We start from the raw sequence: 22,481 nt of genomic DNA, 5'->3' as shown, positions 1-22,481 counted from the left end.
GCCGGGCGGCCAGGTCCAGTGCTGCCCCGGCCCTGGCGCCAGCTCACCGCGTCACCACCCCTTCGGGCAGGTCGACGGGCGGCGTCTCGTCGCCGAGCTCGACGACCGGAGTGTCCCGCGGGTCCTCCCAGGTATCCGGGACAAGGGCCATGCGCGTCTCCATCTCCAGTTCTTGCAGCGCATGTAGATAAATCAAGGTCGACAACTGCGAGGCGTGACCGAGCCTGCGGCGGATCCAGTCCACCGGGTCTCCGAAGATCCTCTGGTAGTGCTGGCGCTGGGCCGGGTTCATCTCGCCGAGCGCCGCGAGGTGGCCGCGCTGGAGCTGTTCCAACGTGATCACGGCGAAGGTGTGCCGGCAGAGGTGGGCACGAGCCCTCTCCTCCAATCCCGCCTCCTCGCAGCGGCGGTTGGCCGCGGTGAACATGTCCTTCCAGGTCGACAGAGCCAGCGGCATCCCGTCCTCGCCGAGCCAGAACATCGCCGGCTCAAGCCCCTGCTCGGTGTCCACCAGCAGCCGGCGACGCTCCAGCGGGCCGAGAAGACGCACGTCCACCCGCTGCCCGGCCATCGCCCCCGAGGTGTACTGGGCAAGACGCGGAAACTCCGGGTCCGAGATCACCAACGGCCGCCGGATCCGCCGGTAACGACCCGCGGCCTGGGCCTCCTCCACCACCAGGGCCCGGTCCTCAAGGGCATAGGCCGTCAGATCCCGCCGCGAGGAAGCCGGCACATAGACCCACCGGGCGGAGTCCCGCTTCGCGATCGACTTCGGCAGCCAGAACTTGCTGTAGCCGGGCGGCCCCTCACCCAGCGGGATCTCGGACTTCAGCAGCGTGGACTGTTCCTCAAGCCGCATCCCGGTGCGGACCAGCTTGTCCGTGAACGTCGCGTTGCGTGAAGCCCACCGGCCCCGGAAGTTGTCCCTCGGCAGACCGTCGCGGTCGTATCCCCGCACCCCCACGTCCCGCCAACGCCGGTAGGCCGCGGCGGGCAACCACTCGATCGTCTCGCCGCCTTCGTCGTGCGCGTAGGACGCCGGGACCTTCTTGCTCTCCGTGACGACAGGTCGGCCGCCTGGCGAGGCCGCCCTCTCCTTGGCCTCCCGCAGGGGAATCGGGATCTCGGCGACCCACTTCTCCCGCTTCGCGTGCTCGTAGAACTGGAACACGTGCGAGGTGTTCTGGCTCCAGGTCGATCCGCCGATGCGAGGCCCTTTCACGTCCTGACGCCGCCAGTGACGGTAGGCCCGGTGGTCGTCCTCCGTGGCATCACGCCAGTCCCTGCCCCAGCGGGCCCGATGCAGGAACGTGAAGTAGCCGGCCAGGGCTCTCGCCCGGTTCCTCTGACTGTTCAGCGGCCCTTCGAGATAGTCCACCCGATGGAGGTACGAGTTCGGGTCGACGTCGTAGACGTACCGGGGTGACAGCAAGTACGGCGTCCCGTCAGGAATGCCCTGGTCATCGAGCCAGCACTCCCATTCCTCAGGACGAATCTGCAGGTACCAGAGCTCTTCACGCGGCTGCGGCAAGTCCCGCCACGTGAAGTGGACGGACCAGGCATTTCGACTCAACACCCGCGGACCGTACAGGTACGAGGTCAATGACCGGTCGTGCACAAGCCAGGACCATCAGGAACTTCGCGGGCAGCCGCACCACTCCCGCGCTGCGCGCGATCACCACGTGCCCCGATTCCAGGGGCTGGCGCAGCGAGTCCAGGGTCTGGCTGCTGAATTCGGGCGCCTCGTCGAGGAAGAGCACCCCTCGATGGGCGAGCGACACCGCGCCCGGCCGTGCGATTCCCTTGCCGCCGCCCACGAGCGACTGCATGGTCGCGGAGTGGTGGGGTGCGCAGTACGGCGCGATGTCCACCAGCGGTCTGCCCGGGGGCAGCATGCCCGCCACCGAGTGGACCGCCGTCACTTCCAGGGACTCCTCGCGCGTCAGCCGGGGCAGGACGGCCGGGAGGCGCTCCGCGAGCATGGTTTTGCCCGCGCCCGGTGGTCCTTGCAGGAAGAGGTGGTGCGCGCCCGCGGCGGCCACTTCGACGGCGGTCCTTGCCGCCGCCTGTCCGACGACGTCGGCCAGATCGAGCGCGTGGGCGTCGTCCATGGCGCCGCCGAGGCCCGTGCCGATGCCGGTGCCCGGCACGCAGAGCCCGGCGAGCATCGGATCGGGCCGCCCCGGCTCGGCCGGCTCCTCCTCGGGCACCGGCTCGTCGGTGAGCACCGCGATGAGCTGCCGCAGGCTGCGCACCCCGAGGACCGAGATGCCCGGCACCAGCGAGGCCTCCGCGGCCGTGCACTCCGGGACGACCACCTGTTCGTACCCCGCGTCGGCCGCCGCGAGGACCGCGGGCAGCACCCCGAGGACCGGCCGCACCCTGCCGTCGAGTCCGAGCTCTCCGATCATCACGATGTCGGCGAGGACCCGTGGGTCGATCCGCTCCGCCGCCCCGAGGACGGCACAGGCGACAGCAAGATCGAAACCGCTGCCGCCCTTCGGCACCGACGCCGGACTCAGCCCGACCGTGAGCTTCTTCTGCGGCCACTCGCCACCGGAATTGACCACGGCCGCCCTGACCCGGTCACGGCTCTCGGTGAGGCTCTTGTCGGGCAACCCCACCAGCGTGAATGCCGCGACCCCGGGCTCCAGATCGGCCTGCACCTCGACGACCACGCCCTCGACGCCCACCAGCGCCACCGAACACGTACGCGCGAAGCCCATCAGGCCACCCCCCGCGCGTGCTCGACCACGGGAACACCGCGCCGCGGGACGAGGACTCCGACCAGGTCGATGCGGACACCGCCCGGGGGTGGGCCGCCGCGCTCCTCGATCCAGCGCTCGGCGAGCCTTCGCAGCCGCTCCGCCTTGGTACGGCCGACGGCCGCCATCGGATGCTCGAAGGGAGCGGAGCCGCCCAGGCCCCCTCTGCGTGTCTTGACCTCGCAGACGACGAGGGCCTCGCCGTCCATCGCCACGATGTCGATCTCACCGATCCGGCCCGCGCGCCAGTTGCGCTCAAGGACCGTCATCCCCGCGTCGACCAGCCGCCGGGCGGCCAGGTCTTCGCCGTACCTGCCGAGTGCTCCCCGTGCGTTCATGTCGGCACCACCTCCGACATCCACGGTCACGGCTCAGCCCGCACCTATTGGATCTTGGTGCACTACTCGCCGGTTGTGGAAAACTCCGCCACCCCCGCGAGTGAACTTCGCCGTGCCGGGCCGGGCCCGTGCCGCCGCTCAGCTGCCCGGCAGCTCGAGATCGCTCTTGTTGAGCTCCTCGATGTTCACGTCCTTGAACGTGAGCACACGCACCTGCTTGACGAACCGGGCGGGCCGATACATGTCCCACACCCAGGCATCCGCCATCGAGACCTCGAAGAAGACCTCGCCCTGAACCGAGTGCACCTGCATCTCGTAGTCATTGGTGAGGTAGAAGCGACGCTCGGTCTCGATCACGTATTTGAACAGCCCGACGACATCGCGGTACTCCCGGTAGAGCTTCAGCTCCATCTCGGTCTCGTACTTCTCGAGGTCCTCGGCGCTCATGGCATGTTCCCCTTCAGCCGTGCGTCCCCCTATTGTGCGTCAGCCCCGCGAGCCCCTACACGATTTCCGTGTCGAGGATCTCGGGCCTTTCCGGGGGCCCCTCGTCGAGCAGTCTGCGAAGCAGCTCGGCGAGCCTGGTCGGATACACCGTCTCATGAGCCTCGGTCAGTTCTCGGCACGTCCACCAACGTGCTCCGTCGACACTGCGTCTTTCCAGCTCCGTAAGGCCCTCGGCGACGATCGCGGTCTGCGACGTACGTGCCAGGTAGTACCACTCGTCCTGGTCCCAGCGCCGCCCCGCGAACGGGAACGAGCAGACGCGCCGCCACAGGACCGGGCCGAGCTCGACCTCGGTGATACCGGTCTCTTCCCGCAGCTCGCGCAGGGCCGCCTGCTCCCGCGTCTCGTCGCCCTCCACACCGCCGCCCGGCGTGAACCACCAGTCGTTCGACGCGTCCTCCGGCTCATAGCCGTGCAGCAGCAGGATACGGTCGCTCGGGTCGAGCAGGATCACCCGCGCGACCCTGCGCAGATCAACCGACACCGGCGGTCTCCTGCGCACGGCTGCCCGCGCGCCCACGGCCCATGCGCTTGGCCACCGGCCCGTAGGCCGCGCCACCCAGGACGAGAACCATGCCCGCCACGATCGCGATCACCATCATGCGCAGCGGCCCGGGCTCGGAGATGCCGCCCGGCATGTCGGCGAAGCCGTCGGGCCGCTCCAGCATCCCGAACTTGTCCATCGGCCAGGCCACCGCGTCGACCCGTGCCTGCACCGCGTCACGCGGCACCGAACCGTGCTCCCCGTCGCCCAGATGCACGCTGGAGTCCAGCGAACCGCTGCGCTCGTCGCCGAGCAGGAACAGGCGCCCCTTGGGGACCGTCGTGGCGGGGATGCCGGTGGCCGCGGCGCCCTTGCCCTCGGGAAGATACGGTTCTGCGACTTCCTTGCCGTTCACGGTCAGCTTGCCGTCCTTGCAGCAGGCGATCCGGTCGCCGCCTATGCCGACGACGCGCTTGACCATGGGCAGGTCGCCCCAGGTGGACTGCTTGAAGACGACGACGTCGCCACGGCGCACCTCGTCGCCGTCGATCCGCTGCGCGAGCACGCGGTCGCCCGAGCCGATCGTCGGCGTCATCGACCCGGTGGGGACGGTGTACGGCTGGTACAGGAAGGCGCCCCAGACGAACCCTCCGAGGAAGAGCACACAGCCGAGGGCCACGGCGATGCCCGACAGCACGCTGCCGAGCCGTCCGTGGCCCTCGTTCGTCCGTTGTGTCCTGCTCATCCCAGTGCTCCCCTGTTCCGGAGACGACCCCGCCGCCCGTGCGTACGGACGGCGGAAGATCGGCGATCTGGGACGGCACCCTACCCGGCGGTACTGCCGCCAGAAACCCTCGCGTCGCGCGCGGCAGCCACCGTGAGACGGCGCCTGCGCCACAGCACGAGCGGCACGGCACCCGCGAGCCCGAGGACGCCCGGCGCCGCGCTGGACAGCGCGTTGATGCCCGGCTGGTCGAAGGTGTCGGGCTTGGGCAGCGTCGCCCAGCGGGTGGGCGGCCAGGCGATCACGATGGCGCGGCCCACGACGTTGTCCACGGGGACGGCGCCGCCGCCGGGCTGCTTCTGGTGGTAGCGGGAGTCCAGCGAGTTCTGCCGGTGGTCACCCATGACCCAGATTTTGCCCTTGGGGACGGTCACCTTGAACTGGCCGCCCTGGTCGTCGACGCTGCAGGGGGTGTTGCCCGCGAACACGTACGGCTCGTTCAGCGCCTTGCCGTTGACCTTCACCGGGCCGGTGCCCTTGCACTCCACCGTGTCGCCACCGACGCCGATGACGCGCTTGATGAGGTCCTTCTCGTCGGCGGACGGCATCAGGCCGACCCAGCCGAGGACCCGCTGGATCGCGTTCGGGTCGGGTGTGGGCTCGCCGTCCAGCCAGTGGCCGGGGTCCCTGAAGACGACGACTTCGCCGCGCTCGGGCTCGGAACCGAACCACGGCGTCAGCTTGTCGACGAGCACGCGGTCGCCCTGCTGCAGCGTGTTCTGCATCGAGTCCGAGGGAATCGAGAACGCCTGGACCAGGAAAGTCTTGATGAGCAGCGCCAGGACCAGTGCGATGCCGATGAGGAGCGGAAGCTCCTTCCAGAAGGACCGGGCCTTCTTCTTCGGTCGCTCGGGGTCCTGCTCGCGCGTCGCGCCGCTGTCGCCGCCGTCGCCGCCCACGGCGTCACTCCCGGGGGGCGTACCGTCCGCGACGGCGTCGACGCCAGGCTCGTCGGATCGTCCCGGCCGATCTTCGGGCCCCTCGTGTCCGGATCGTGCGCCGACCGCCAAATCCCCCACATCCACTCCTCAGTCCGTGCCGCCGCCTGCCCCAGATGCGATGCAGGCCCACCACTCCCATAACGAGCGGGAGTTCCGCAGGGGTCGGGAGCCGGATCAATCCGTATCGATCGTCAGGGGTCAGCCTATGCGACGCTCCTGTGGCGATGTCCGATCCCGCACGCGCGTCGGCAACTGACGCATATGTGTCCGGTGCTTCCAGCTTGCGCCAGTGGCCGAAGGGCCAAGCGATGACCATGGCGCGCCCCACCACCTGGTCCTCGGAAATCGTGCCGCTGAACTTCTCGGTGCGGTGGAAGCGGGAGTCGGCCGAGTCGCTCCGGTGGTCGCCCATCATGAACAGGCGCCCCTCGGGGACCTTCACCTGGAACTCGAAGGCGGAGGGCTTGTCCCCCGGGTTGATGTAGGGCTCGTCCAGCGGCACGCCGTTGACGGTGACCTTGTCGTTCTTGTCGCAGCACTTCACGGTGTCGCCGCCGACGCCGACCACCCGCTTGATGAGGTCCCGTTCGCTGTCGGACGGCAGCAGGCCGATCTGGGTCAGGCCTTCCTTGAGCTGCTTGACGACCACCGGGTCGTCCTTCTTCTTGCCCTGTTCCTCTTCCAGCCAGCTGCCGGGGTCCTTGAAGACGACGACGTCACCGCGCTCCGGCTTCGATCCGAACCAGGGGGTGAGCTTGTCGACCAGGACCCGGTCACCGACCCGGATCGTCTGCTCCATGGATCCCGAGGGGATCACGAAGGCCTGCACCAGGAAGGTCTTCAGTACGAGGGCTATCAGCAGCGCCACGCCTATGAGGAGGGGTATCTCCTTGATCGCCGAGCGTTGCCTGCGCCGCTTGACCTTCTTCGCGAGCTTGCGCCGCTCGGCCCGGCCCGGCAGGACGGGGCCGTCGGTCGGCCGGGATCCCGTGGGCAGCCGGGTGTCGACCCGGTGGCCGGCGCCACGGGTGCGGCCGCGGCTACCCATGGGCGCCGCCCGGTGCGGGCACGCGCGCGTAGCCGTCGGGGCGCTCCAGGGAGGTCCAGCGGCCGATCGGCCAGGCGATCCAGTCGGCCCTGCCGATGACCGCGTCGACGGGGATCATGCCGCCGCCGGGCTGTCCGAGATGGTCACGGGAGTCACGGGAGTCGCTGCGGTGATCGCCGAGGAGGAAGAGGCTGTCCTCGGGGACGACGACGTCGAAGGGCACCCGGGAGGCGACGTCCCCCGGGTACAGGTACGGCTCGTCGATCGGCTCGCCGTTCACCTCGACCCTCCCCCGCTTGTCGCAGCAGACCACCCGGTCTCCCCCTGTGCCCACGACCCGCTTGATGTAGTCGGCCTCTCCGAAGTAGCCACGTCCGTCAAAGACGACCGCGTCTCCCCGCTGCGGCTCGGAACCGAAACGGTACGCCAACTTGTTGACGAGTACCCGGTCCCCGGAGCGGAACGCGGGCTCCATGGAGCCGCTCGGGATCTGGAAGGGCTGCACCACGAAGGCACTGACCAGGAGCAGGGCCCCGATGCACAGCAGGAACGTCAGGGTGAGCCCGCCCCCCGGCAGCCGGTCGAGGAGCGACGCAAAAACGGAACGCGACCGTTCCTCCGTCTCCTCGGATGCTTCGGCGACGTGCGGGACGTCTCCGGAATCGGAGGGTGTGGAGGAGCGGTCGCGCTCCGTGTGGTGTGCTTCGGTGTCCATCGGGGCCAGATGCTATCCGGCCCCGCTGTGGACCCGTGCGGGAGCTCAGCGCTCGCGCTTCTCCTTGATCTTCGCGGCCTTGCCGCGCAGGTCACGGAGGTAGTACAGCTTCGCGCGACGCACGTCACCGCGGGTGACGAGCTCGATCTTCTCGACGATCGGGGTGTGCACCGGGAAGGTGCGCTCGACGCCGACGGAGAAGGAGACCTTGCGGACCGTGAAGGTCTCGCGCACGCCGGCACCCTGGCGACGGATGACTACGCCCTTGAACTGCTGCACACGGGAGCGGTTGCCCTCGATGACGCGGACGTGGACGTTGACGGTGTCACCCGGGCGGAAGGCCGGGATGTCGCTGCGCAGCGACGCGCTGTCGACGGAGTCGAGCAGGTTAGCCATGATCGTCTGCTTTCTTCACTGATGCCACAGGTCATCAGCGGTACGTGTTGATGAGGTTTCGGTAGCTGATCGCGTCGGGCGGGCGTCGTTCCCCCTGTGGCAGGGGCGCACGCTGGACGTACAGCAGCGTTCTATTCTTCCACGGCTTCGGGGTCTCGCCCAAATCGGCCGTCCGGCCCCGGCCGCCACCCCAGGATCGAGAGCATCTCGCGGTCCTTCCTGTCGAAGGCCTTGGGATCACAACGCTTAATGAGATCGGGCCTGTTGCGGGTCGTACGCCGCAGCGCCTCGTCCCGCCGCCAGCGCGCGATCTTGCCGTGGTGCCCGCTGACGAGGACGTCGGGGATGCCGTGCCCGCGCCACTGGGGAGGCTTGGTGTACACCGGGCCCTCCAGGAGGTTGGCCATGGCTCCGGGGGCGAAGGAGTCGTCCTGGTGGGATTCGGCGTTGCCGAGGACACCGGGCAGGAGCCGGGCCACGGCCTCGGTGACGACCAGGACGGCGGCTTCCCCGCCCGCGAGGACGTAGTCCCCGATGGAGACCTCGTAGACGGGCATGCGGGTCGCGTACTCGTCCGTGACGCGGCGGTCGATGCCTTCGTAGCGCGCGGGCGTGAAGACCAGCCAGGGGCGCTCCGAGAGCTCCACGGCGAGTTCCTGGGTGAAGGGACGGCCGCTGGGCGTGGGGACGACCAGGACGGGCCCGTGGGCCCCCTTCTCGTACCCGTCGGCCAGCACGTCGTCGAGGGCCGCACCCCAGGGGTCGGTCTTCATGACCATGCCGGGGCCACCGCCGTAGGGGGTGTCGTCGACCGTGTTGTGCCGGTCGTACGTCCACTCCCTGAGGTCGTGCACGTGGACGTCGAGCTGCCCACGCGCGCGTGCCTTGCCCACGAGGGAGACGTTCAGGGGGTCCAGGTACTCGGGGAAGATCGTGACGACGTCGAGCCGCATTACGCCTCGTCCCGCGTGGAAGCGATCTCGGCGCGGTCGTCGATCAGCCCGGGGGGCGGGTCGATGACGGCCTTCTGCTCCTCCAGGTCGATCTCGACGACGATCTCCTGGACGAAGGGGATCATCACCTCGCTGCCGTCGGGCCGCTCCACGATGAAGAGGTCCTGCGAGGGCAGGTGCGAGATCTCGGTGATCCGGCCGACTTCCTCGCCGTCCTTGGTGACGACGTCGAGGTCCATCAGCTGGTGGTCGTAGAACTCGTCCTCTTCCTCGGGGAGCTCTTCCGGGTCCACCTCGGCGATCAGGAGGGTGTTGCGCAGCGCTTCGGCGCCCGTGCGGTCGCGCACGCCCTCGAAGCGCAGGAGGAGGCGGCCGCTGTGCACCCGGCCGGTCTCGATGGTCAGCGGCCCCGTGGCCGCGGGGTCGGTGGCGAGCACGGCGCCGGGGCCGAGCCGCAGCTCGGGCTCGTCGGTGCGGACCTCGACGGTGACCTCACCCTTGATGCCGTGGGCACGGCCGATACGGGCGACTACCAACTGCACTGCGTTTCTCCTCATCCAACGACTACGGGCCGGGGAAGGCCCTGAAGCCCTCCCCGGCCCGAGCCGGTGCTGCTGTGGTTCTGCGAACCCGGTTCAGCGAACCTGGTCCACGTCGACGAGGTCGACGCGGACACCGCGGCCGCCGATTGCGCCCACGACGGTGCGCAGAGCGCGCGCGGTGCGGCCGTTACGGCCGATCACCTTGCCGAGGTCGTCGGGGTGAACCCGGACCTCGAGGACGCGCCCGCGGCGCAGGTTGCGCGAGGCGACCTGCACGTCGTCGGGGTTGTCGACGATGCCCTTCACGAGGTGCTCGAGAGCCTCCTCGAGCATGCTCAGGCCTCGGTCGACTCGGTGGCCGAGGCGTCAGCCTCGTCCGCCTTCTTGTCAGCCTTCTTGGCCTTCTGGGTGATGGCCTCACCCTTGGCGTCGTCGCCCTCGAGACCCTTGGTGAAGGCCTCGAACGCAGCGCGCTTGTCCTTGGGCTCGGCAACCTTCAGCGGCGCCGGGGCCGGCAGGCCCTTGTGCTTCTGCCAGTCGCCGGTGAGCTTCAGGATGGCCATGACGGGCTCGGTCGGCTGGGCGCCGACGGACAGCCAGTACTGGGCACGCTCCGAGTTGACCTCGATGCGCGAGGGGTTCTGCACCGGGTGGTACAGACCGATCTCCTCGATGGCCCGGCCGTCACGGCGGGTACGGGAGTCGGCGACGACGATGCGGTAGTGAGGCGAACGGATCTTACCCAGACGCTTCAGCTTGATCTTGACTGCCACGGGAGTGGTGTCTCCTGGTCTTGACGTGGGTGGGCACAACGGTGATGACCGCGTGGGGTTGCGGTACTCGAGTGCCCGATGGACGCGTCAGCCGGAGGAGAGAGGGGTCCTATGCGACTGTCGAGTACAGCTAGCCATTGTGCCATACGTCGGCGGGGCGCCCGCACCCGCACCGGGCGCCCCGCTCCAGCTCAGCCCACGCCCACTGCGACCCCTTCCGGAATTCGGAAGGGCTTTCCGCAGCCGCCGCACATGATCGGCGCCTGGGCGAGCACGGAAGGAACGACGCGGACGTTGCGCCCGCAGTCGCAGACCGCCTTCACGCGCACGCCGCCGCCGGAGGAGCCGTGCCGTGCGGCAGGCCCCCGGAAGCTGCGCGCGGTGTCCGCCGTCGTCGCTGCGGTGTGCGCCTTCAGGGCCCGCTGCAGTCGGTCCATCGTCGGGCGATAGCGCTTCTTCGCCTCGGGGTTCAGCGTGACCAGCGAGAAGCCACTGCTCGGGTGTGGCTCCTCGGGGTGGTCCAGCCCCAGCTCCTCGGCGATCGCGAGGAATCTGCGGTTGTGATAGCGGCCGGCACGTGAGGTGTCGCGTACGCCGCGCGAGGCGGCGATGCCATGGACTGCCTCATGAAGCAGTCGCTCGAAGGAGAGCTCGGCGCCGCAGGCGGACGACGACTCTCCGATCAGGGATTCGGGCGCGGCAAGGTCGGGCAGCTCGGGGTGGTGCCGCTGAATGTCGGCCCACGCCTGTGCCAGCTCTGCGGCGAGAACAGGTGGTGTCGTGCTCACGTCGTGAACAACGAGCCGAGGGCCCTGGGGGTTCCATTCCGGGGCATCCCAAATAATTTGCACGTACCCGTCAGTTGCCGTTGATGCGTCCGGACGAGGGCGGGTGCGCTGATCTGCGGAGAAGTCTCACAGCTCGCACCAAGCCGGTACGTAGTGGCGCGTACGCCCCGGCGCGTAGAGCAATCTTTCGCGCCGGGGCCCGAGTGGCTCGGGCAGGCGTACGAGCCGAGATCGAGCGCGTCGGTACCGAAGGCCCCGAGGGCACCGTCCTCAGTAGGAGCGGGCCACGAGAGCGACGTTACCCGGGGTCTCATCGGCGTCCGGCACCGCCCCGTCCTCCGTGACCAGACACCGTACGGTCACGGAGTGCTCGGCCAGCCTGGCCTCGCCTTCTTCGCCGAGGGCGGCCCACGGGACGCGCGCCCAGCCGCCGTCGGCGGTGGCCTCCACGGCCTCGTCGGCCGTGCGGACGTCCGAGGTGCGGGACTCGCGGCGGGCGCGGGCCTGGGTCAGGAGCAGCGCCTGGTCCTCTTCGAGGACGGTGGGCAGCAGGGCGGCGAGGGCGTCGATCGCGACCGGCTCCTTGCCACCGGGGGCGTGCTTGCCCACGATGCGGCGGACCAGCATCGCGGTGCCGTTCTCCAGGTCGCGCGGGCCGACCTCGACGCGTACGGGGACGCCCTTGAGCTCCCAGTCCACGGCGCGCCTCCCGAAGGGGGTGTCCGTGCGGTCGTCGACCTGGACGCGGATGCCGGCGGCCCGCAGGGTGTCGCCGATCTCGTGGACCTTGGCGAGTACGGCGTCGTCGGCCTTGATGGCGAGGACGACGGCCTGGACGGGGGCGAGGCGGGGCGGCACGCGCAGCCCGTCGTCGTCGCCGTGCATCATCGCCAGTGCGCCGATCATGCGGGTCGTGCTGCCCCAGGAGGTCTGCCAGACGAGTTCCTGCTTGCCGTCCTTGGACAGGTACCGGGTGTCGAAGGCCTTGGCGAAGTTCTGGCCCAGCTCGTGGCTGGTGCCGAGCTGGAGGGCCTTGCCGTCGGCCATCATGCCTTCGAGGGTGAGGGTGTTGATGGCGCCTGCGAAGCGCTCCTTGGCGGTCTTGCGGCCCAGTACGAAGTCCATGGCGAGGACGTCTCGCATGAAGTCTCCGTAGACGTGGCGGTGGATGCGGGCGGCGAAGTCGCGGGCTTCTTCGTACGTCGCGTGCGCGGTGTGGCCCTCCTGCCAGAGGAACTCCGACGTCCGCAGGAACAGGCGGGGTCGCATCTCCCAGCGGACCACGTTGGCCCACTGGTTGATCAGCAGCGGCAGGTCGCGGTAGCTCTGCACCCACTTGGAGAAGTACTCGTTGACGATCGTCTCCGACGTGGGGCGGACGACGACCGGCTCCTCCAGCTCCTTGCCGCCGCCGTGCGTGACGACGGCGAGTTCCGGGGCGAAGCCTTCGACGTGCTCCGCCTCCCGGGTGAGGTACGACTGCGGGATGAGGAGGGGGAAGTACGCGTTCTGCGTGCCCGTCTCCTTGATGCGGGCGTCCATGTCCTGCTGCATCCGTTCCCACAGCCCGTAGCCGTACGGCCGGATCACCATGGTGCCGCGCACCGGGCCGTTGTCGGCCAGCTCGGCCTTGTTGATCAGGTCCTGGTACCAGCGGGGAAAGTCGTCCGCCTGGGGCGTGAGCACGGGTGTCTTGGCCATGGCGCGCATGGTAGGGGCGAGCCTGCGGAGAGCGCGCATGTTTATCGCAGGGGGCGCACGACGGTGGAACGCAAGCATTGGCCCACAACCCCTGGACTCCACGACGGATGCGGAGTTCTCTGGCATACGGGGGGAGTGCGAGCGCACGGCACGGGGGCGGACGAACCATTGGATTACGTCACGGCACCAACTCTCGGCTGATTGGGGCGCATTCGATGACACCAACACTCGTGCAGTCGCACTCCCCCCGCGCGGGCGCGGCGCCCCGTGTGGATCTGTGTGCACGCGCGCGTGACTGGGCGGAAATCCAGGAACGGATGCTGGTCCCGCTCTATGAAGCGGTGTACGAACGGCTCGAAGTGGGAGACGGCACCCGGCTCCTCGGCCTCGGCTGCGGTTCCGGACTCGCTCTGCTGATGGCGGCCACACGGGGCGCCACGGTCACCGGCGTCGACCCGTCGCAGCCCGAACGGCTCGCTCTCGCGCGCGACCGGCTGCTGCCTGAGGCCACGGGGGACGCACGCGCGCGTGCGGGCACCCGCCTGGTGGAAGGCGGCCCAGCGGACGCGGCGGGCCCGGACCTGCCCGCGTACAACCTCATCACGGCCTTCCAGCCGATCGGCTGCATGGCGGGTGACTCCGAAGGGCTGTCCGACCTCCTGGAAGCGGCGTCCCCGCTCGCCGGGCACAGCACTCCAGTGGTGCTCGCAGGGTGGGGTCCTCCGGAGCGTTGCGCGACCTCGTCCGTGCTGAGGGTGGCGACGAAGCTCGCCGACCCGCTCCGCAGCACGGGCAGCTGGCGCCCCGCGCTCCGGGACGACCTGGAGGTGGTCGCCGAACGGGCGGGGCTCAAGCCGGACGGGTCGGGCCGGGTCGCGTGCCCCTTCGGGTACGCGGACGTGGAGAGCGCGGCACGCGGGCTGCTCTCGACGGGGCTGTTCGACGCGGCGGCGCGGGTGACGGATCAGGCGCAGGTCGACAAGGAGCTGACGGAGGCGCTGCATCCGCACCGGCGCAGGGACGGGACGGTGTGGATGCCGAACGTCTTCCGGTACTTGATCGCACGTACGCCATAGCCTCAGAGGCACGGCACGTCAGCCGCCCTTGGTCAGCCGAGTGATGCCCGCGATCCGGTACGCCGCCGCCTCCTCCAGCGTCTCGTTCTCCAGCAGCGCGGCGGACAGGGCGTCCAGTTGGCCACGGTGGTCGCGCAGTTGTCGGCAGGCGCTCTGGTAGCACTCGTCCACGATGCGCCGCATCTCGCCGTCGATCGTGTCGAGGGTCTCCGGGGCGGCCGCGAGACCGTACGCCTGCTGGGCGTCGTTCGGCAGGGCGGAGAGTCGGCCGACCCGCTCGCTCATGCCCCAGCGGGCGACCATGCCGCGGGCGATGTTGGTGACCTGCTCCAGGTCGTTCTCCGCGCCGGTGGTGATGACTCCGTAGACGACGTGTTCGGCGGCCATGCCGCCCAGAGCGCCGATGATGCGCCCACGGAGGTACTCCTCGGTGTAGGCGTACTTGTCGGAGTCCGGGGTCGAGAGCGTCACGCCCAGCGCGCGCCCGCGCGGCACGATCGTGATCTTGCGGACGGGGTCGGCACCGGGCTGGAGCATGCCGAGCAGGGCGTGCCCGCTCTCGTGATAGGCGGTGCGCCGACGCTCCTCCTCGGGCATCACCAACGGGCGCTCGGCGCCGAGCTGCACCTTCTCCATGGCTTCGGAGAGGTCGGACTGCGTGACCGTACGCTGCTTGCGCTTGACGGCGATGAGGGCGGCCTCGTTGGCGAGGTTGGCGAGCTCGGCGCCGGTCATGCCCGGTGTCGTACGGGCGACCTGGGCGAGGTCGACGTCGTCGGCGAGGGGGATGGGCCGCGTGTGGATCTTGAGGATGGCCTCGCGGCCTCCGCGGTCGGGCGGCGAGACGTTGACGACCCGGTCGAACCGCCCCGGCCTGGTGAGGGCGGGGTCGAGGATGTCGGCCCGGTTGGTGGCGGCGAGGACGATCACGCCCTCCGCGCCCGAGAAACCATCCATCTCGGTGAGGATCTGGTTCAGCGTCTGCTCGCGCTCGTCGTGCCCGCCCATGCCGCTGCCGCCGCCCCGGGCGCGTCCGATGGTGTCGATCTCGTCGATGAAGATGATCGACGGCGCGACCTTGCGGGCCTCGGCGAAGAGCTCCCGTACGCGCGAGGCGCCGACGCCCACGATCATCTCGATGAACTCCGATGCGGAGGCCGAGAAGAAGGGCACGCCCGCCTCTCCGGCGACGGCGCGTGCGAGCAGGGTCTTGCCGGTGCCCGGCGGCCCGGCGAGGAGCACGCCGCGCGGCATCTTGGCGCCCATCTCGCGATAGACGTCGGGGTTCTTCAGGAAGTCGACGACGTCGTTGAGCTCGCCCTCGACCTCGTCGATCCCCGCCACGTCCTCGAAGGTGGTCCGCTTCGCGCCGGGCTCCAGTTCGACCGGCTTGGGCGGCGTCTTGCGGCCGAGCATGCCGCCCCCGCCGCCCATCCCCGCGCTCATGCGCCGTGCGATGAAGATCCACAGCACGACGAGCAGGAGCATCGGGGCGAGGGAGATGAGGAGGTTCGACAGGAAGCTGCGCTCCTGCACGACGGGCTCGGCGGTGACGGTGACCTTGTGTTTGGTCAGGTCGTCCCAGAGCTTGTCGTCGGCGAAGGCGGGCCGCTGGGTGGTGAACTTGGTGTACTTCCCCTTCTCGCCGTCCGGCCTCGACTGCTCCTTCTTGAGCTGCCCCTGGATCGCGTCACCCTTGGAGTAGATCTTCGTGACGTTGCCGGAGTCGACCTGCTTGCTGAACTCCGTGTACGAGATGGTCGGCTCGTCGCCGTCGTTGAAGAAGGAGAGCACGAGGTTGGCGATGAGGTAGACGATCAGCGCCGTCAGGATCAGACCGCCCCAGCCGCCCGGCATCTTCTTCTTCGAAGGCGGCGTGGGGTCGGGTGAGGGCGCGCCCTCGGAGCGCCACGGCTTGTCGGGCGCGCGGTCCGGCGGCACGGGGTTGCTCATATCCGGACGTTACGACACAAACCTGCCCCGGGCACCCGCTCCCCCCTCGGAAGGCGCCTCCCGGAAACGCCTCCCGAAAAGCACCTCCGAGAAAGCACCCCCGGGAAAACGCTTGGGGCACCCCTCACCAGAGGGGCGCCCCAAGCGGCGTACGACCAGGTCCGAGCTCAGCCCATGAACTTCTTGAACTCGTCCGGCAGCTCGAAGTCCTTGCCCGGCTGCGCGCCCGGCAGCCCGAGGGCGGAGCCCGCCTGGTTCGCGGCCTCGCGGCGAGCCGCGGCCTCCTGCTCCTCCTGCTTGCGCTTCATCGGGTTGCCCGACTGACGCTTGCCCTTGGCCTGCTTCTGCTTCTTCTTCTGCTTGCCGGGGCCACCGCCCATGCCCGGCATCCCGGGCATGCCCGGCATGCCGCCGCCCTGGGCCATGCGGGACATCATCTTCCGCGCCTCGAAGAACCGCTCGACGAGGTTCTTCACCGCGCTGACGTCGACACCCGAGCCCTTGGCGATACGGGCACGGCGCGAGCCGTTGATGATCGTCGGCTCCTGACGCTCGGTGGGCGTCATCGACTTGATGATGGCGGCGGTCCGGTCGACGTCGCGCTCGTCGAGGTTGTTGATCTGGTCCTTGATCTGCCCCATGCCGGGCATCATCCCGAGCAGCTTGCTGATGCTGCCCATCTTCCTGACCTGCTCCATCTGGGCCAGGAAGTCATCGAGGGTGAAGTCCTGGCCCTTCTTGGAGGCCAGCTTCGAGGCCATCTTCTCGGCCTCTTGCTGTGAGAAGGTCTGCTCGGCCTTCTCGATCAGCGTGAGCATGTCGCCCATGCCGAGGATGCGGGACGCCATGCGGTCCGGGTGGAACGCGTCGAACTCGTCCAGCTTCTCGCCGTTCGAGGCGAACATGATCTGGCGGCCGGTGACCTGCGCGATCGACAGGGCGGCACCACCGCGGGCGTCGCCGTCGAGCTTGGAGAGCACGACGCCGTCGAAGCCGACGCCGTCCCGGAAGGCCTCCGCCGTGTTCACGGCGTCCTGACCGATCATGGCGTCGACGACGAAGAGGACCTCGTCGGGGCTGACCGCGTCGCGGATGTCCGCGGCCTGCTGCATCAGCTCCTGGTCGATGCCGAGGCGGCCCGCGGTGTCGACGATGACGATGTCGTACTGCTTCGTCCGCGCGAACTCGATGGAGTCCTTGGCGACCTGAACGGGGTTGCCGACGCCGTTGCCCGGCTCCGGGGCGTAGACCCCGACGCCCGCGCGCTCGGCGACCACGCTGAGCTGGTTGACGGCGTTGGGACGCTGCAGGTCGCACGCCACCAGGAGCGGCGAGTGGCCCTGCCCCTTCAGCCAGAGGCCGAGCTTTCCGGCGAGGGTCGTCTTACCGGCACCCTGCAGACCCGCGAGCATGATGACGGTCGGCGCGGTCTTGGCGAACCGGAGACGGCGCGTCTCACCACCCAGAATGCCAATGAGCTCCTCATTGACGATCTTGATGACCTGCTGGGCGGGATTGAGGGCCTGGGAGACCTCGGCACCGGCCGCGCGCTCCTTGACCTGCTTGATGAAGGCGCGGACGACGGGCAGGGCCACGTCCGCCTCGAGCAGGGCGATGCGGATCTCGCGCGCTGTGGCGTCGATGTCCGCCTCGGACAGGCGGCCCTTGCCCCGGAGGTTCTTGAATGTCGCTGCGAGGCGGTCGGAGAGAGTATCGAACACGGCGGTCGCGAATCCTCGGGTCGGGGGAAGGGGGACAGGTCGCCTTCCAGAGTATCTGCCGATGGCGGGTGCCCGGGGCGCTGGGCGGGACTTCCCGGCTGCTGGACCGGGGCATGTCACGGCGGCGGGTCACCCGCACCGTTGGACAGGCGCTGTCGGCAGCCGCCGTCAGCGGTCGCAGAACTCCGTCTCGACGGCCGCGTCCTCCAGTCGCCGCTCGCCCCAGTCGCCGTTGCGGTTCATGGTCATGACGCGTCGGCCGTCCGCCGAGGCGAGCGTCCGAGCGGTCGCGGAGGCGGGGGTCATGCCGTATGTCCCCGGTCGCCGCCGACGTGGACCGCGTCGAGCAGCTGCCGCTGCTGGGCCGGGGGCAGCAGCTCACCGGCGAGGAGCTTGGAACAACGCACCGAGCGGCTGTTCCCCCACCTCGCCACCCCGCCAGAACTAGCCTCGCAGCGCCTCCTCCACCCCCCGAGCCACCCCCGCGGCCCCCTCCCCCGCCAACGGCGCCCCGTCCACCCCCGTCACATAGAACGCGTCCACCGCGTTCGCCCCCAGCGTCGACACGTGCGCACTCCGCACGACCACCCCCGCCGCCTCCAGCGCCCGCCCGATCCGGTGCAGGAGGCCCGGCGCGTCCTGGGCCCGCACCTCGATCACCGTGGCGAGCCGCGAGCCCGCCGGTGCGACCGTCACCCGGGCCGGGGGCGCGACCGTTCCCCGGCGCCGGGGGTAGGCCGCCTCCCGTTCGGTGAGCCGTGCCTCGATGTCCAGCGACCCGTCGAGGACCCGCACCAGGTCGGCCCGCAACCGCGCCGCCTGCGGCATCGAGCCGTACTCCGCCGCAACCCGCCAACTGAGCAACAGCACCGAGGTCCGCGCCGAATTGGTCCGCGCCGGACTCCCCATGCCGGACGGCAGCGTCAGCTCCCTGAGCTCCGCCGTCCGCACGGCGAGCCGGTGCATCGCAAGGACACCGGCGACCGCGGACAGCACCCCCGGCCGTTCCGGCACCGCGACCACGAGCTCCACCCCGAGCGGCTCCGGATCCGCCCCCGATGAACCCGATGAACCCGCTGAGCCCGCCGAATCGCCCCCCTCGCCCCCCTCCACCCGCGCCCGCAACGAAAGCACCGGCCCACCCGTACGAAACGCCTCCACCGCGAGCCTCTCCTGCTCCGCCGTCGGTGCCGCGTCCTCCGTGTTCTTCTCCTCCGGCGCCTCACCGGACAGCACGGCCGTCACCCGTTTCACCAGGTCGGCGACGAGCGCCCCCCGCCACGCCGACCAGGCCGCGGGCCCGGTGGCCAGCGCGTCCGCCTCGGTCAGTGCGTGCAGCAGCTCCAGCGTGCCGACGGAGCCCACCGCCTCGGCGACGCCCTGCAGCGTCGCGGGGTCGTCGAGGTCGCGCCGCGTGGCGGTCTCCACGAGCAGCAGGTGGTGCCTGACCAGGCGCGCGACGACCGCCACGTCACCCGCGTCGAAGCCGATCCGCGCCGCGACGTCCCGGGCGATGATCTCCCCGGCCGCGGAGTGGTCGCCTGGCCACCCCTTCCCGATGTCGTGCAGCAGCGCGGCCACGAGCAGCAGGTCGGGCCGCCCCACCCGCCGCGTCAGCGCGGAGGCCCGCACCGCCGTCTCGACCAGGTGCCGGTCGACCGTCCAGGTGTGGACGGCGTTGCGCTGCGGACGGCACCGCACCCGCTCCCAGTCGGGAAGGAGCCGGGTGACGAGTCCTTCGGCCTCCAGCGCCTCCCACACCTGCACCATCGGCCGCCCCGCCCCGAGCAGCGTCACGAGCTGCTCGCGCGCTTCGGCGGGCCACGGCGTGGCGAGGGGCCGCGACGAGGTGGCGAGGCGGCGTACGGCGTGCCGGGAGAGCGGGAGGTCCGCCTGCGCGGCGGCCGCGGCGGCCCGCAGCGGCAGCACGGCGTCCCGTTCGGGCCTGGCGGCCCGGGCGAGCACCGCCTCCCCGTCCTGCTCCACGACCCCCTCGGCCAGCGGCGACCGCTCGGCCACGGCTCCCCGGCCGCCGCCTGCGCCCCTGCCGCCCAGCATCGCCCGCAGCCGAGGCCGTCCGGCCCGCCCCCGCAGCACGCGCCCGACCTCCCGCCAGGTGACGTCACCGGCGTACGAGACGACGCGCGCCGCCTCGTACACCTGGCGCAGCAGTGTGTCGGCGTCCAGCAGGCCGAGCTCGGCGGCGACCTGGTCCTGTTCCTGGAGGGCGAGCCGGTCGGTGGCGCGGCCCGTCGTCAGGTGCAGCGCGTCCCGCACGTCGAGGAGGCGGCGCCTGGCCTCGTCGAGTCCCTCGCGGGGCGCGTCCGCGAGCCATGACGCGGCGACGGCCCGCAGCGCGGTCAGGTCGCGCAGTCCGCCCCGCGCCTCCTTGAGGTCGGGTTCGAGCAGGTGGCTCAGCTCGCCCTGGCGCTCGGCCCGCTCCTCGCCGAGCTCGCGCAGCTCGGGCAGGCGTTTGGGGGCCTGGTTGCGCCAGTCGGCGAGCACGGTCGTGCGGAGCGCCGCGGTCATCCCGAGGTCCCCTGCGAGGTGGCGGGCGTCGAGCAGCCCGAGGTGCACCTTGAGATCATCGGCGGCGGTCTTCCTGGCCTCCGCGGGCGTGCGCACGGAGTGGTCAAGGGCGAGCCCGAGGTCCCACACGGGGTACCAGAGGCGATCGGCGAGCGCGGCGAGCTCCTTGGGGTCGGCGCTCCCGTCGTGCAGCAGCAGGAGGTCCAGGTCGCTGCGCGGCGACAGCTCGCCCCGCCCGTAGCCGCCGACGGCGACGAGCGCGGCGCCCCGGGGAACGCCCGCTGAGCCGCCCCCCGCCTCGAAGAGTCCGGCCAGCCAGTCGTCCGTCAGTTCGGCGAGGGCGGAACGGCGCGGCGGCCCGGACCGCGACTCCTCGTGGAGGAGCCGCAGCCGGGCCGCCGCGTAGCCGCTGGGTCCGGAGTCATCCGCTTCAGTACGTACGTCCACACTCGTCACCCGGCAACTCCCGTTCGGTTCTGCTCAGTCGACCCTGCTCAGCCCCCCGGCCCCGCTCACAGCGCGTCGGGGCCGCGCTCCCCGGTCCGTACCCGCACGGCCGTGTCGACCGGGACGCTCCAGACCTTGCCGTCCCCGATCTTGCCGGTGCGGGCGGCCTTCACCACGACCTCGACGAGCTCTTCGGCGTCGTCGTCGTCGACGAGGACCTCGATGCGGATCTTCGGTACGAGGTCGACGGTGTACTCGGCGCCCCGGTAGACCTCGGTGTGGCCGCGCTGGCGTCCGTATCCGCTGGCTTCGGTGACGGTCAGGCCGTGGACGCCGAAGGCCTGCAGCGCTTCCTTGATCTCGTCGAGCCGGTGCGGCTTGACGACCGCGGTGATGAGCTTCATGCGTCCACCTTCTTGTTGCGCTGCCCCTGAGCCGTTCCCTGCGCGCCGTCCACGCCGGGCGCGGGCACCGCCGTACGCGGCAGTGTGCCGCCGCCCGCCCCGCTGAAGTCGTATGCGGTCTCCGCGTGCTCGACCTGGTCGATGCCCGCGACCTCGTCGTCCTCGTCGACCCGCATGCCGATCGTTTTGTCGATGAGGAAGGCGAGGACCGCGGAGGCGACGAGGGAGTACGCGAGGACGGCTCCGACACCGGCGAGCTGCTTCCACAGCTGATCCAGGCCGCCTCCGTAGAAGAGGCCCTGGGCCTTGGACTGCCCGCCGCCGGTGGCGAAGAAGCCGACGAGGAGCGATCCGGCGACGCCGCCGACCAGGTGGACCCCGACGACGTCCAGGGAGTCGTCGTACCCGAACCGGAACTTGAGTCCGACCGCCATGGCGCACAGCACACCCGCGATGGCGCCGATGGCGATGGCGCCGAGCGGCGAGCAGGAGCCGCCGGACGGGGTGATGGCGACGAGGCCCGCGACGGCTCCGGATGCGGCGCCCAGCGTGGTGCACGCGCCGTGCCTGAGCTTCTCGTAGAGAAGCCAGGCGAGCATGGCGGCGGCGGTCGCGACCTGCGTGTTGACGAACATGAGCGCGCCGACGCCGTCGTCGTTGCCCAGCCACGATCCGGCGTTGAAGCCGAACCAGCCGAACCACAGCAGGGCCGCGCCGAGCATCACGAGCGGCAGCGAGTGCGGTCGCATCGGGTCCTTCTTGAAGCCGACGCGCTTGCCGATGACGAGGATGACGCCGAGCGCCGCGGCTCCGGCGTTGATGTGCACGGCCGTGCCGCCCGCGAAGTCGATGACGCCGAGTTCGAAGGCCCAGCCGCCGGTGCCCCACACCCAGTGCGCGACGGGGAAGTACACGATCGTGGCCCACAGGGCGATGAACAGCGCCCAGGCCGTGAACTTCACGCGGTCCGCGAGGGCGCCGCTGATCAGTGCGGGCGTGATGACGGCGAACATCAGCTGGAAGACGGCGAAGACGTAGACCGGGATGGTGTAGCCGTCCCAGAGCTGGTTGATGCCGAGCCCGCTGAGCCCTATGTAGTCGCCCTCCCACCCGAAGAGGCTGCCGTGGTCGGTGCCGAACGCCACGGAGAAGCCGTACAGCACCCAGAGGATGGTGACGATCCCGAGGCTGATGAAGCTCATCATCAGCATGTTCAGGGTGCTCTTGACGCGGACCATGCCTCCGTAGAAGAAGGCGAGGCCCGGCGTCATGAGCATCACCAGGGCGGAGCAGATGAGCATGAAGCCTGTGTTGGCGGCAGACAGCTCGGGGGCGTCTGCGGCGATCGTGATGCCTGGGGGCATCGGCGTCTCCTCGCTGTGGGGCCGGTTGTGCGCCAGAGACTGGCCGAGCGCCGTTTCGGCGGGGGCCCCTCGGTGTTTCACCGCAGTGACGAAGAGGTCGTGCGTGTTACGCGGCCATGAACTGCCGGGTCGCACGGGGTGTACCGATCACCCCTGTGCGCGGTACTAGAACCGGCCGCGGCGGCCATCCGGCTGACCTGGCGTGGGGGAGCCGAGTCGGGCTGTTAGGGATGGTCCTGCCGCGGCCGGGGC

Annotated in this window: 22 protein-coding genes and 1 pseudogene; 1 reads left to right on the top strand and 22 read right to left on the bottom strand. The window is 70.2% G+C overall.

Going from position 1 to position 22,481, the window contains the following annotated elements; translation table 11 throughout:
• Positions 1 to 43: 43 nt before the first annotated feature.
• The 16 genes and pseudogenes from AC068B_RS29625 to proS all read right to left on the bottom strand — a co-directional run bounded on the left by AC068B_RS29625 (position 44) and on the right by proS (position 12,735).
• Positions 44 to 1,603 (bottom strand): tyrosine-type recombinase/integrase, encoded by a 1,560-nt coding sequence (locus tag AC068B_RS29625; protein ID WP_478674658.1) that lies wholly within the window; start codon positions 1,601 to 1,603, stop codon positions 44 to 46.
• 16 nt (positions 1,604 to 1,619) lie between these two features.
• A pseudogene (locus AC068B_RS29620) lies at positions 1,620 to 2,726 on the bottom strand (YifB family Mg chelatase-like AAA ATPase); the annotation flags it as partial.
• Positions 2,726 to 3,133, bottom strand: a complete 408-nt coding sequence (locus AC068B_RS29615) for a YraN family protein (protein ID WP_478674657.1) — start codon at positions 3,131 to 3,133, stop codon at positions 2,726 to 2,728. The pseudogene AC068B_RS29620 and the gene AC068B_RS29615, both read right to left, overlap by 1 nt.
• A gap of 108 nt (positions 3,134 to 3,241) precedes the next feature.
• Entirely contained in the window at positions 3,242 to 3,550 is a 309-nt protein-coding gene (locus AC068B_RS29610) for a DUF2469 domain-containing protein (RefSeq protein WP_005311352.1), read from the bottom strand.
• Positions 3,551 to 3,605: 55 nt separating this feature from the next.
• Positions 3,606 to 4,094: an NUDIX hydrolase gene (locus AC068B_RS29605; protein WP_478674656.1), complete on the bottom strand. Its 489-nt coding sequence runs from the start codon at positions 4,092 to 4,094 to the stop codon at positions 3,606 to 3,608.
• On the bottom strand, positions 4,084 to 4,839 hold the full coding sequence (gene lepB / locus AC068B_RS29600; RefSeq protein ID WP_478674655.1) for a signal peptidase I: 756 nt from the start codon (positions 4,837 to 4,839) through the stop codon (positions 4,084 to 4,086). Before lepB (AC068B_RS29600) ends, AC068B_RS29605 begins: the two co-directional genes overlap by 11 nt.
• 80 nt (positions 4,840 to 4,919) lie before the next feature.
• The gene (gene lepB, locus AC068B_RS29595) at positions 4,920 to 5,897 is read right to left on the bottom strand and encodes a signal peptidase I (protein ID WP_478674654.1); all 978 of its coding nucleotides are present in this window, start codon (positions 5,895 to 5,897) and stop codon (positions 4,920 to 4,922) included.
• Entirely contained in the window at positions 5,782 to 6,867 is a 1,086-nt protein-coding gene (lepB, locus tag AC068B_RS29590; protein WP_478674653.1) for a signal peptidase I, read from the bottom strand. Before lepB (AC068B_RS29590) ends, lepB (AC068B_RS29595) begins: the two co-directional genes overlap by 116 nt.
• On the bottom strand, positions 6,860 to 7,582 hold the full coding sequence (gene lepB, locus AC068B_RS29585) for a signal peptidase I (RefSeq protein WP_478674652.1): 723 nt from the start codon (positions 7,580 to 7,582) through the stop codon (positions 6,860 to 6,862). Before lepB (AC068B_RS29585) ends, lepB (AC068B_RS29590) begins: the two co-directional genes overlap by 8 nt.
• A gap of 45 nt (positions 7,583 to 7,627) precedes the next feature.
• Entirely contained in the window at positions 7,628 to 7,978 is a 351-nt protein-coding gene (gene rplS / locus AC068B_RS29580) for a 50S ribosomal protein L19 (RefSeq protein ID WP_356257250.1), read from the bottom strand.
• A 131-nt stretch (positions 7,979 to 8,109) separates the two neighbouring features.
• Positions 8,110 to 8,931 (bottom strand): tRNA (guanosine(37)-N1)-methyltransferase TrmD, encoded by an 822-nt coding sequence (gene trmD, locus AC068B_RS29575; RefSeq protein ID WP_478674651.1) that lies wholly within the window; start codon positions 8,929 to 8,931, stop codon positions 8,110 to 8,112.
• Positions 8,931 to 9,473: a ribosome maturation factor RimM gene (gene rimM / locus AC068B_RS29570; protein WP_356257244.1), complete on the bottom strand. Its 543-nt coding sequence runs from the start codon at positions 9,471 to 9,473 to the stop codon at positions 8,931 to 8,933. The genes trmD and rimM overlap by 1 nt, the downstream gene beginning before the upstream one ends.
• 93 nt (positions 9,474 to 9,566) lie before the next feature.
• Entirely contained in the window at positions 9,567 to 9,806 is a 240-nt protein-coding gene (locus tag AC068B_RS29565) for an RNA-binding protein (protein WP_014176063.1), read from the bottom strand.
• Between the two features lie 2 nt (positions 9,807 to 9,808).
• Entirely contained in the window at positions 9,809 to 10,246 is a 438-nt protein-coding gene (gene rpsP / locus AC068B_RS29560; protein WP_356257241.1) for a 30S ribosomal protein S16, read from the bottom strand.
• Positions 10,247 to 10,437: 191 nt separating this feature from the next.
• Positions 10,438 to 11,034, bottom strand: a complete 597-nt coding sequence (locus tag AC068B_RS29555) for a hypothetical protein (protein WP_055569034.1) — start codon at positions 11,032 to 11,034, stop codon at positions 10,438 to 10,440.
• Positions 11,035 to 11,304: 270 nt separating this feature from the next.
• Positions 11,305 to 12,735, bottom strand: a complete 1,431-nt coding sequence (gene proS, locus AC068B_RS29550; protein ID WP_478674650.1) for a proline--tRNA ligase — start codon at positions 12,733 to 12,735, stop codon at positions 11,305 to 11,307.
• 215 nt (positions 12,736 to 12,950) lie between these two features.
• On the opposite strand from proS, the gene AC068B_RS29545 reads away from it, so the two are divergent.
• On the top strand, positions 12,951 to 13,811 hold the full coding sequence (locus tag AC068B_RS29545; RefSeq protein WP_478674649.1) for an SAM-dependent methyltransferase: 861 nt from the start codon (positions 12,951 to 12,953) through the stop codon (positions 13,809 to 13,811).
• A gap of 18 nt (positions 13,812 to 13,829) precedes the next feature.
• Here AC068B_RS29545 and ftsH read toward each other — a convergent pair whose 3' ends face one another.
• The 6 genes from ftsH to AC068B_RS29515 form a co-directional block, all read right to left on the bottom strand.
• Positions 13,830 to 15,764, bottom strand: a complete 1,935-nt coding sequence (gene ftsH / locus AC068B_RS29540) for an ATP-dependent zinc metalloprotease FtsH (protein WP_478674648.1) — start codon at positions 15,762 to 15,764, stop codon at positions 13,830 to 13,832.
• A 167-nt stretch (positions 15,765 to 15,931) separates the two neighbouring features.
• Positions 15,932 to 17,485 (bottom strand): signal recognition particle protein, encoded by a 1,554-nt coding sequence (gene ffh, locus AC068B_RS29535; RefSeq protein WP_356257230.1) that lies wholly within the window; start codon positions 17,483 to 17,485, stop codon positions 15,932 to 15,934.
• Positions 17,486 to 17,653: 168 nt separating this feature from the next.
• Positions 17,654 to 17,791 carry a hypothetical protein gene (locus AC068B_RS29530; RefSeq protein ID WP_478674647.1) on the bottom strand — a complete coding sequence of 46 codons (138 nt, stop codon included), beginning with the start codon at positions 17,789 to 17,791 and terminating at the stop codon, positions 17,654 to 17,656.
• A 138-nt stretch (positions 17,792 to 17,929) separates the two neighbouring features.
• Positions 17,930 to 20,470 carry a [protein-PII] uridylyltransferase gene (locus tag AC068B_RS29525; protein WP_478674646.1) on the bottom strand — a complete coding sequence of 847 codons (2,541 nt, stop codon included), beginning with the start codon at positions 20,468 to 20,470 and terminating at the stop codon, positions 17,930 to 17,932.
• 56 nt (positions 20,471 to 20,526) lie between these two features.
• Positions 20,527 to 20,865, bottom strand: a complete 339-nt coding sequence (locus AC068B_RS29520; RefSeq protein WP_466144696.1) for a P-II family nitrogen regulator — start codon at positions 20,863 to 20,865, stop codon at positions 20,527 to 20,529.
• Positions 20,862 to 22,229 carry an ammonium transporter gene (locus AC068B_RS29515; protein ID WP_478674645.1) on the bottom strand — a complete coding sequence of 456 codons (1,368 nt, stop codon included), beginning with the start codon at positions 22,227 to 22,229 and terminating at the stop codon, positions 20,862 to 20,864. Before AC068B_RS29515 ends, AC068B_RS29520 begins: the two co-directional genes overlap by 4 nt.
• Positions 22,230 to 22,481 lie beyond the last annotated feature (252 nt).

Source organism: Streptomyces sp. NPDC042371, from assembly GCF_056437465.1.
Note: the sequence above shows the minus strand (reverse complement) of the source record. Positions and strands in the feature narration are given on the sequence as shown.

Excerpts from the sequence above, each read along its gene's own strand:
- AC068B_RS29610 (WP_005311352.1), bottom strand. The coding sequence starts at position 3,550 with ATGAGCGCCGAGGACCTCGAGAAGTACGAGACCGAGATGGAGCTGAAG.
- lepB (WP_478674655.1), bottom strand. The coding sequence starts at position 4,839 with ATGAGCAGGACACAACGGACGAACGAGGGCCACGGACGGCTCGGCAGC.
- lepB (WP_478674653.1), bottom strand. The coding sequence starts at position 6,867 with ATGGGTAGCCGCGGCCGCACCCGTGGCGCCGGCCACCGGGTCGACACC.
- lepB (WP_478674652.1), bottom strand. The coding sequence starts at position 7,582 with ATGGACACCGAAGCACACCACACGGAGCGCGACCGCTCCTCCACACCC.
- rplS (WP_356257250.1), bottom strand. The coding sequence starts at position 7,978 with ATGGCTAACCTGCTCGACTCCGTCGACAGCGCGTCGCTGCGCAGCGAC.
- trmD (WP_478674651.1), bottom strand. The coding sequence starts at position 8,931 with ATGCGGCTCGACGTCGTCACGATCTTCCCCGAGTACCTGGACCCCCTG.
- AC068B_RS29565 (WP_014176063.1), bottom strand. The coding sequence starts at position 9,806 with ATGCTCGAGGAGGCTCTCGAGCACCTCGTGAAGGGCATCGTCGACAAC.
- proS (WP_478674650.1), bottom strand. The coding sequence starts at position 12,735 with ATGGCCAAGACACCCGTGCTCACGCCCCAGGCGGACGACTTTCCCCGC.
- AC068B_RS29545 (WP_478674649.1), top strand. The coding sequence starts at position 12,951 with ATGACACCAACACTCGTGCAGTCGCACTCCCCCCGCGCGGGCGCGGCG.
- ftsH (WP_478674648.1), bottom strand. The coding sequence starts at position 15,764 with ATGAGCAACCCCGTGCCGCCGGACCGCGCGCCCGACAAGCCGTGGCGC.
- AC068B_RS29530 (WP_478674647.1), bottom strand. The coding sequence starts at position 17,791 with ATGACCCCCGCCTCCGCGACCGCTCGGACGCTCGCCTCGGCGGACGGC.
- AC068B_RS29520 (WP_466144696.1), bottom strand. The coding sequence starts at position 20,865 with ATGAAGCTCATCACCGCGGTCGTCAAGCCGCACCGGCTCGACGAGATC.
- AC068B_RS29515 (WP_478674645.1), bottom strand. The coding sequence starts at position 22,229 with ATGCCCCCAGGCATCACGATCGCCGCAGACGCCCCCGAGCTGTCTGCC.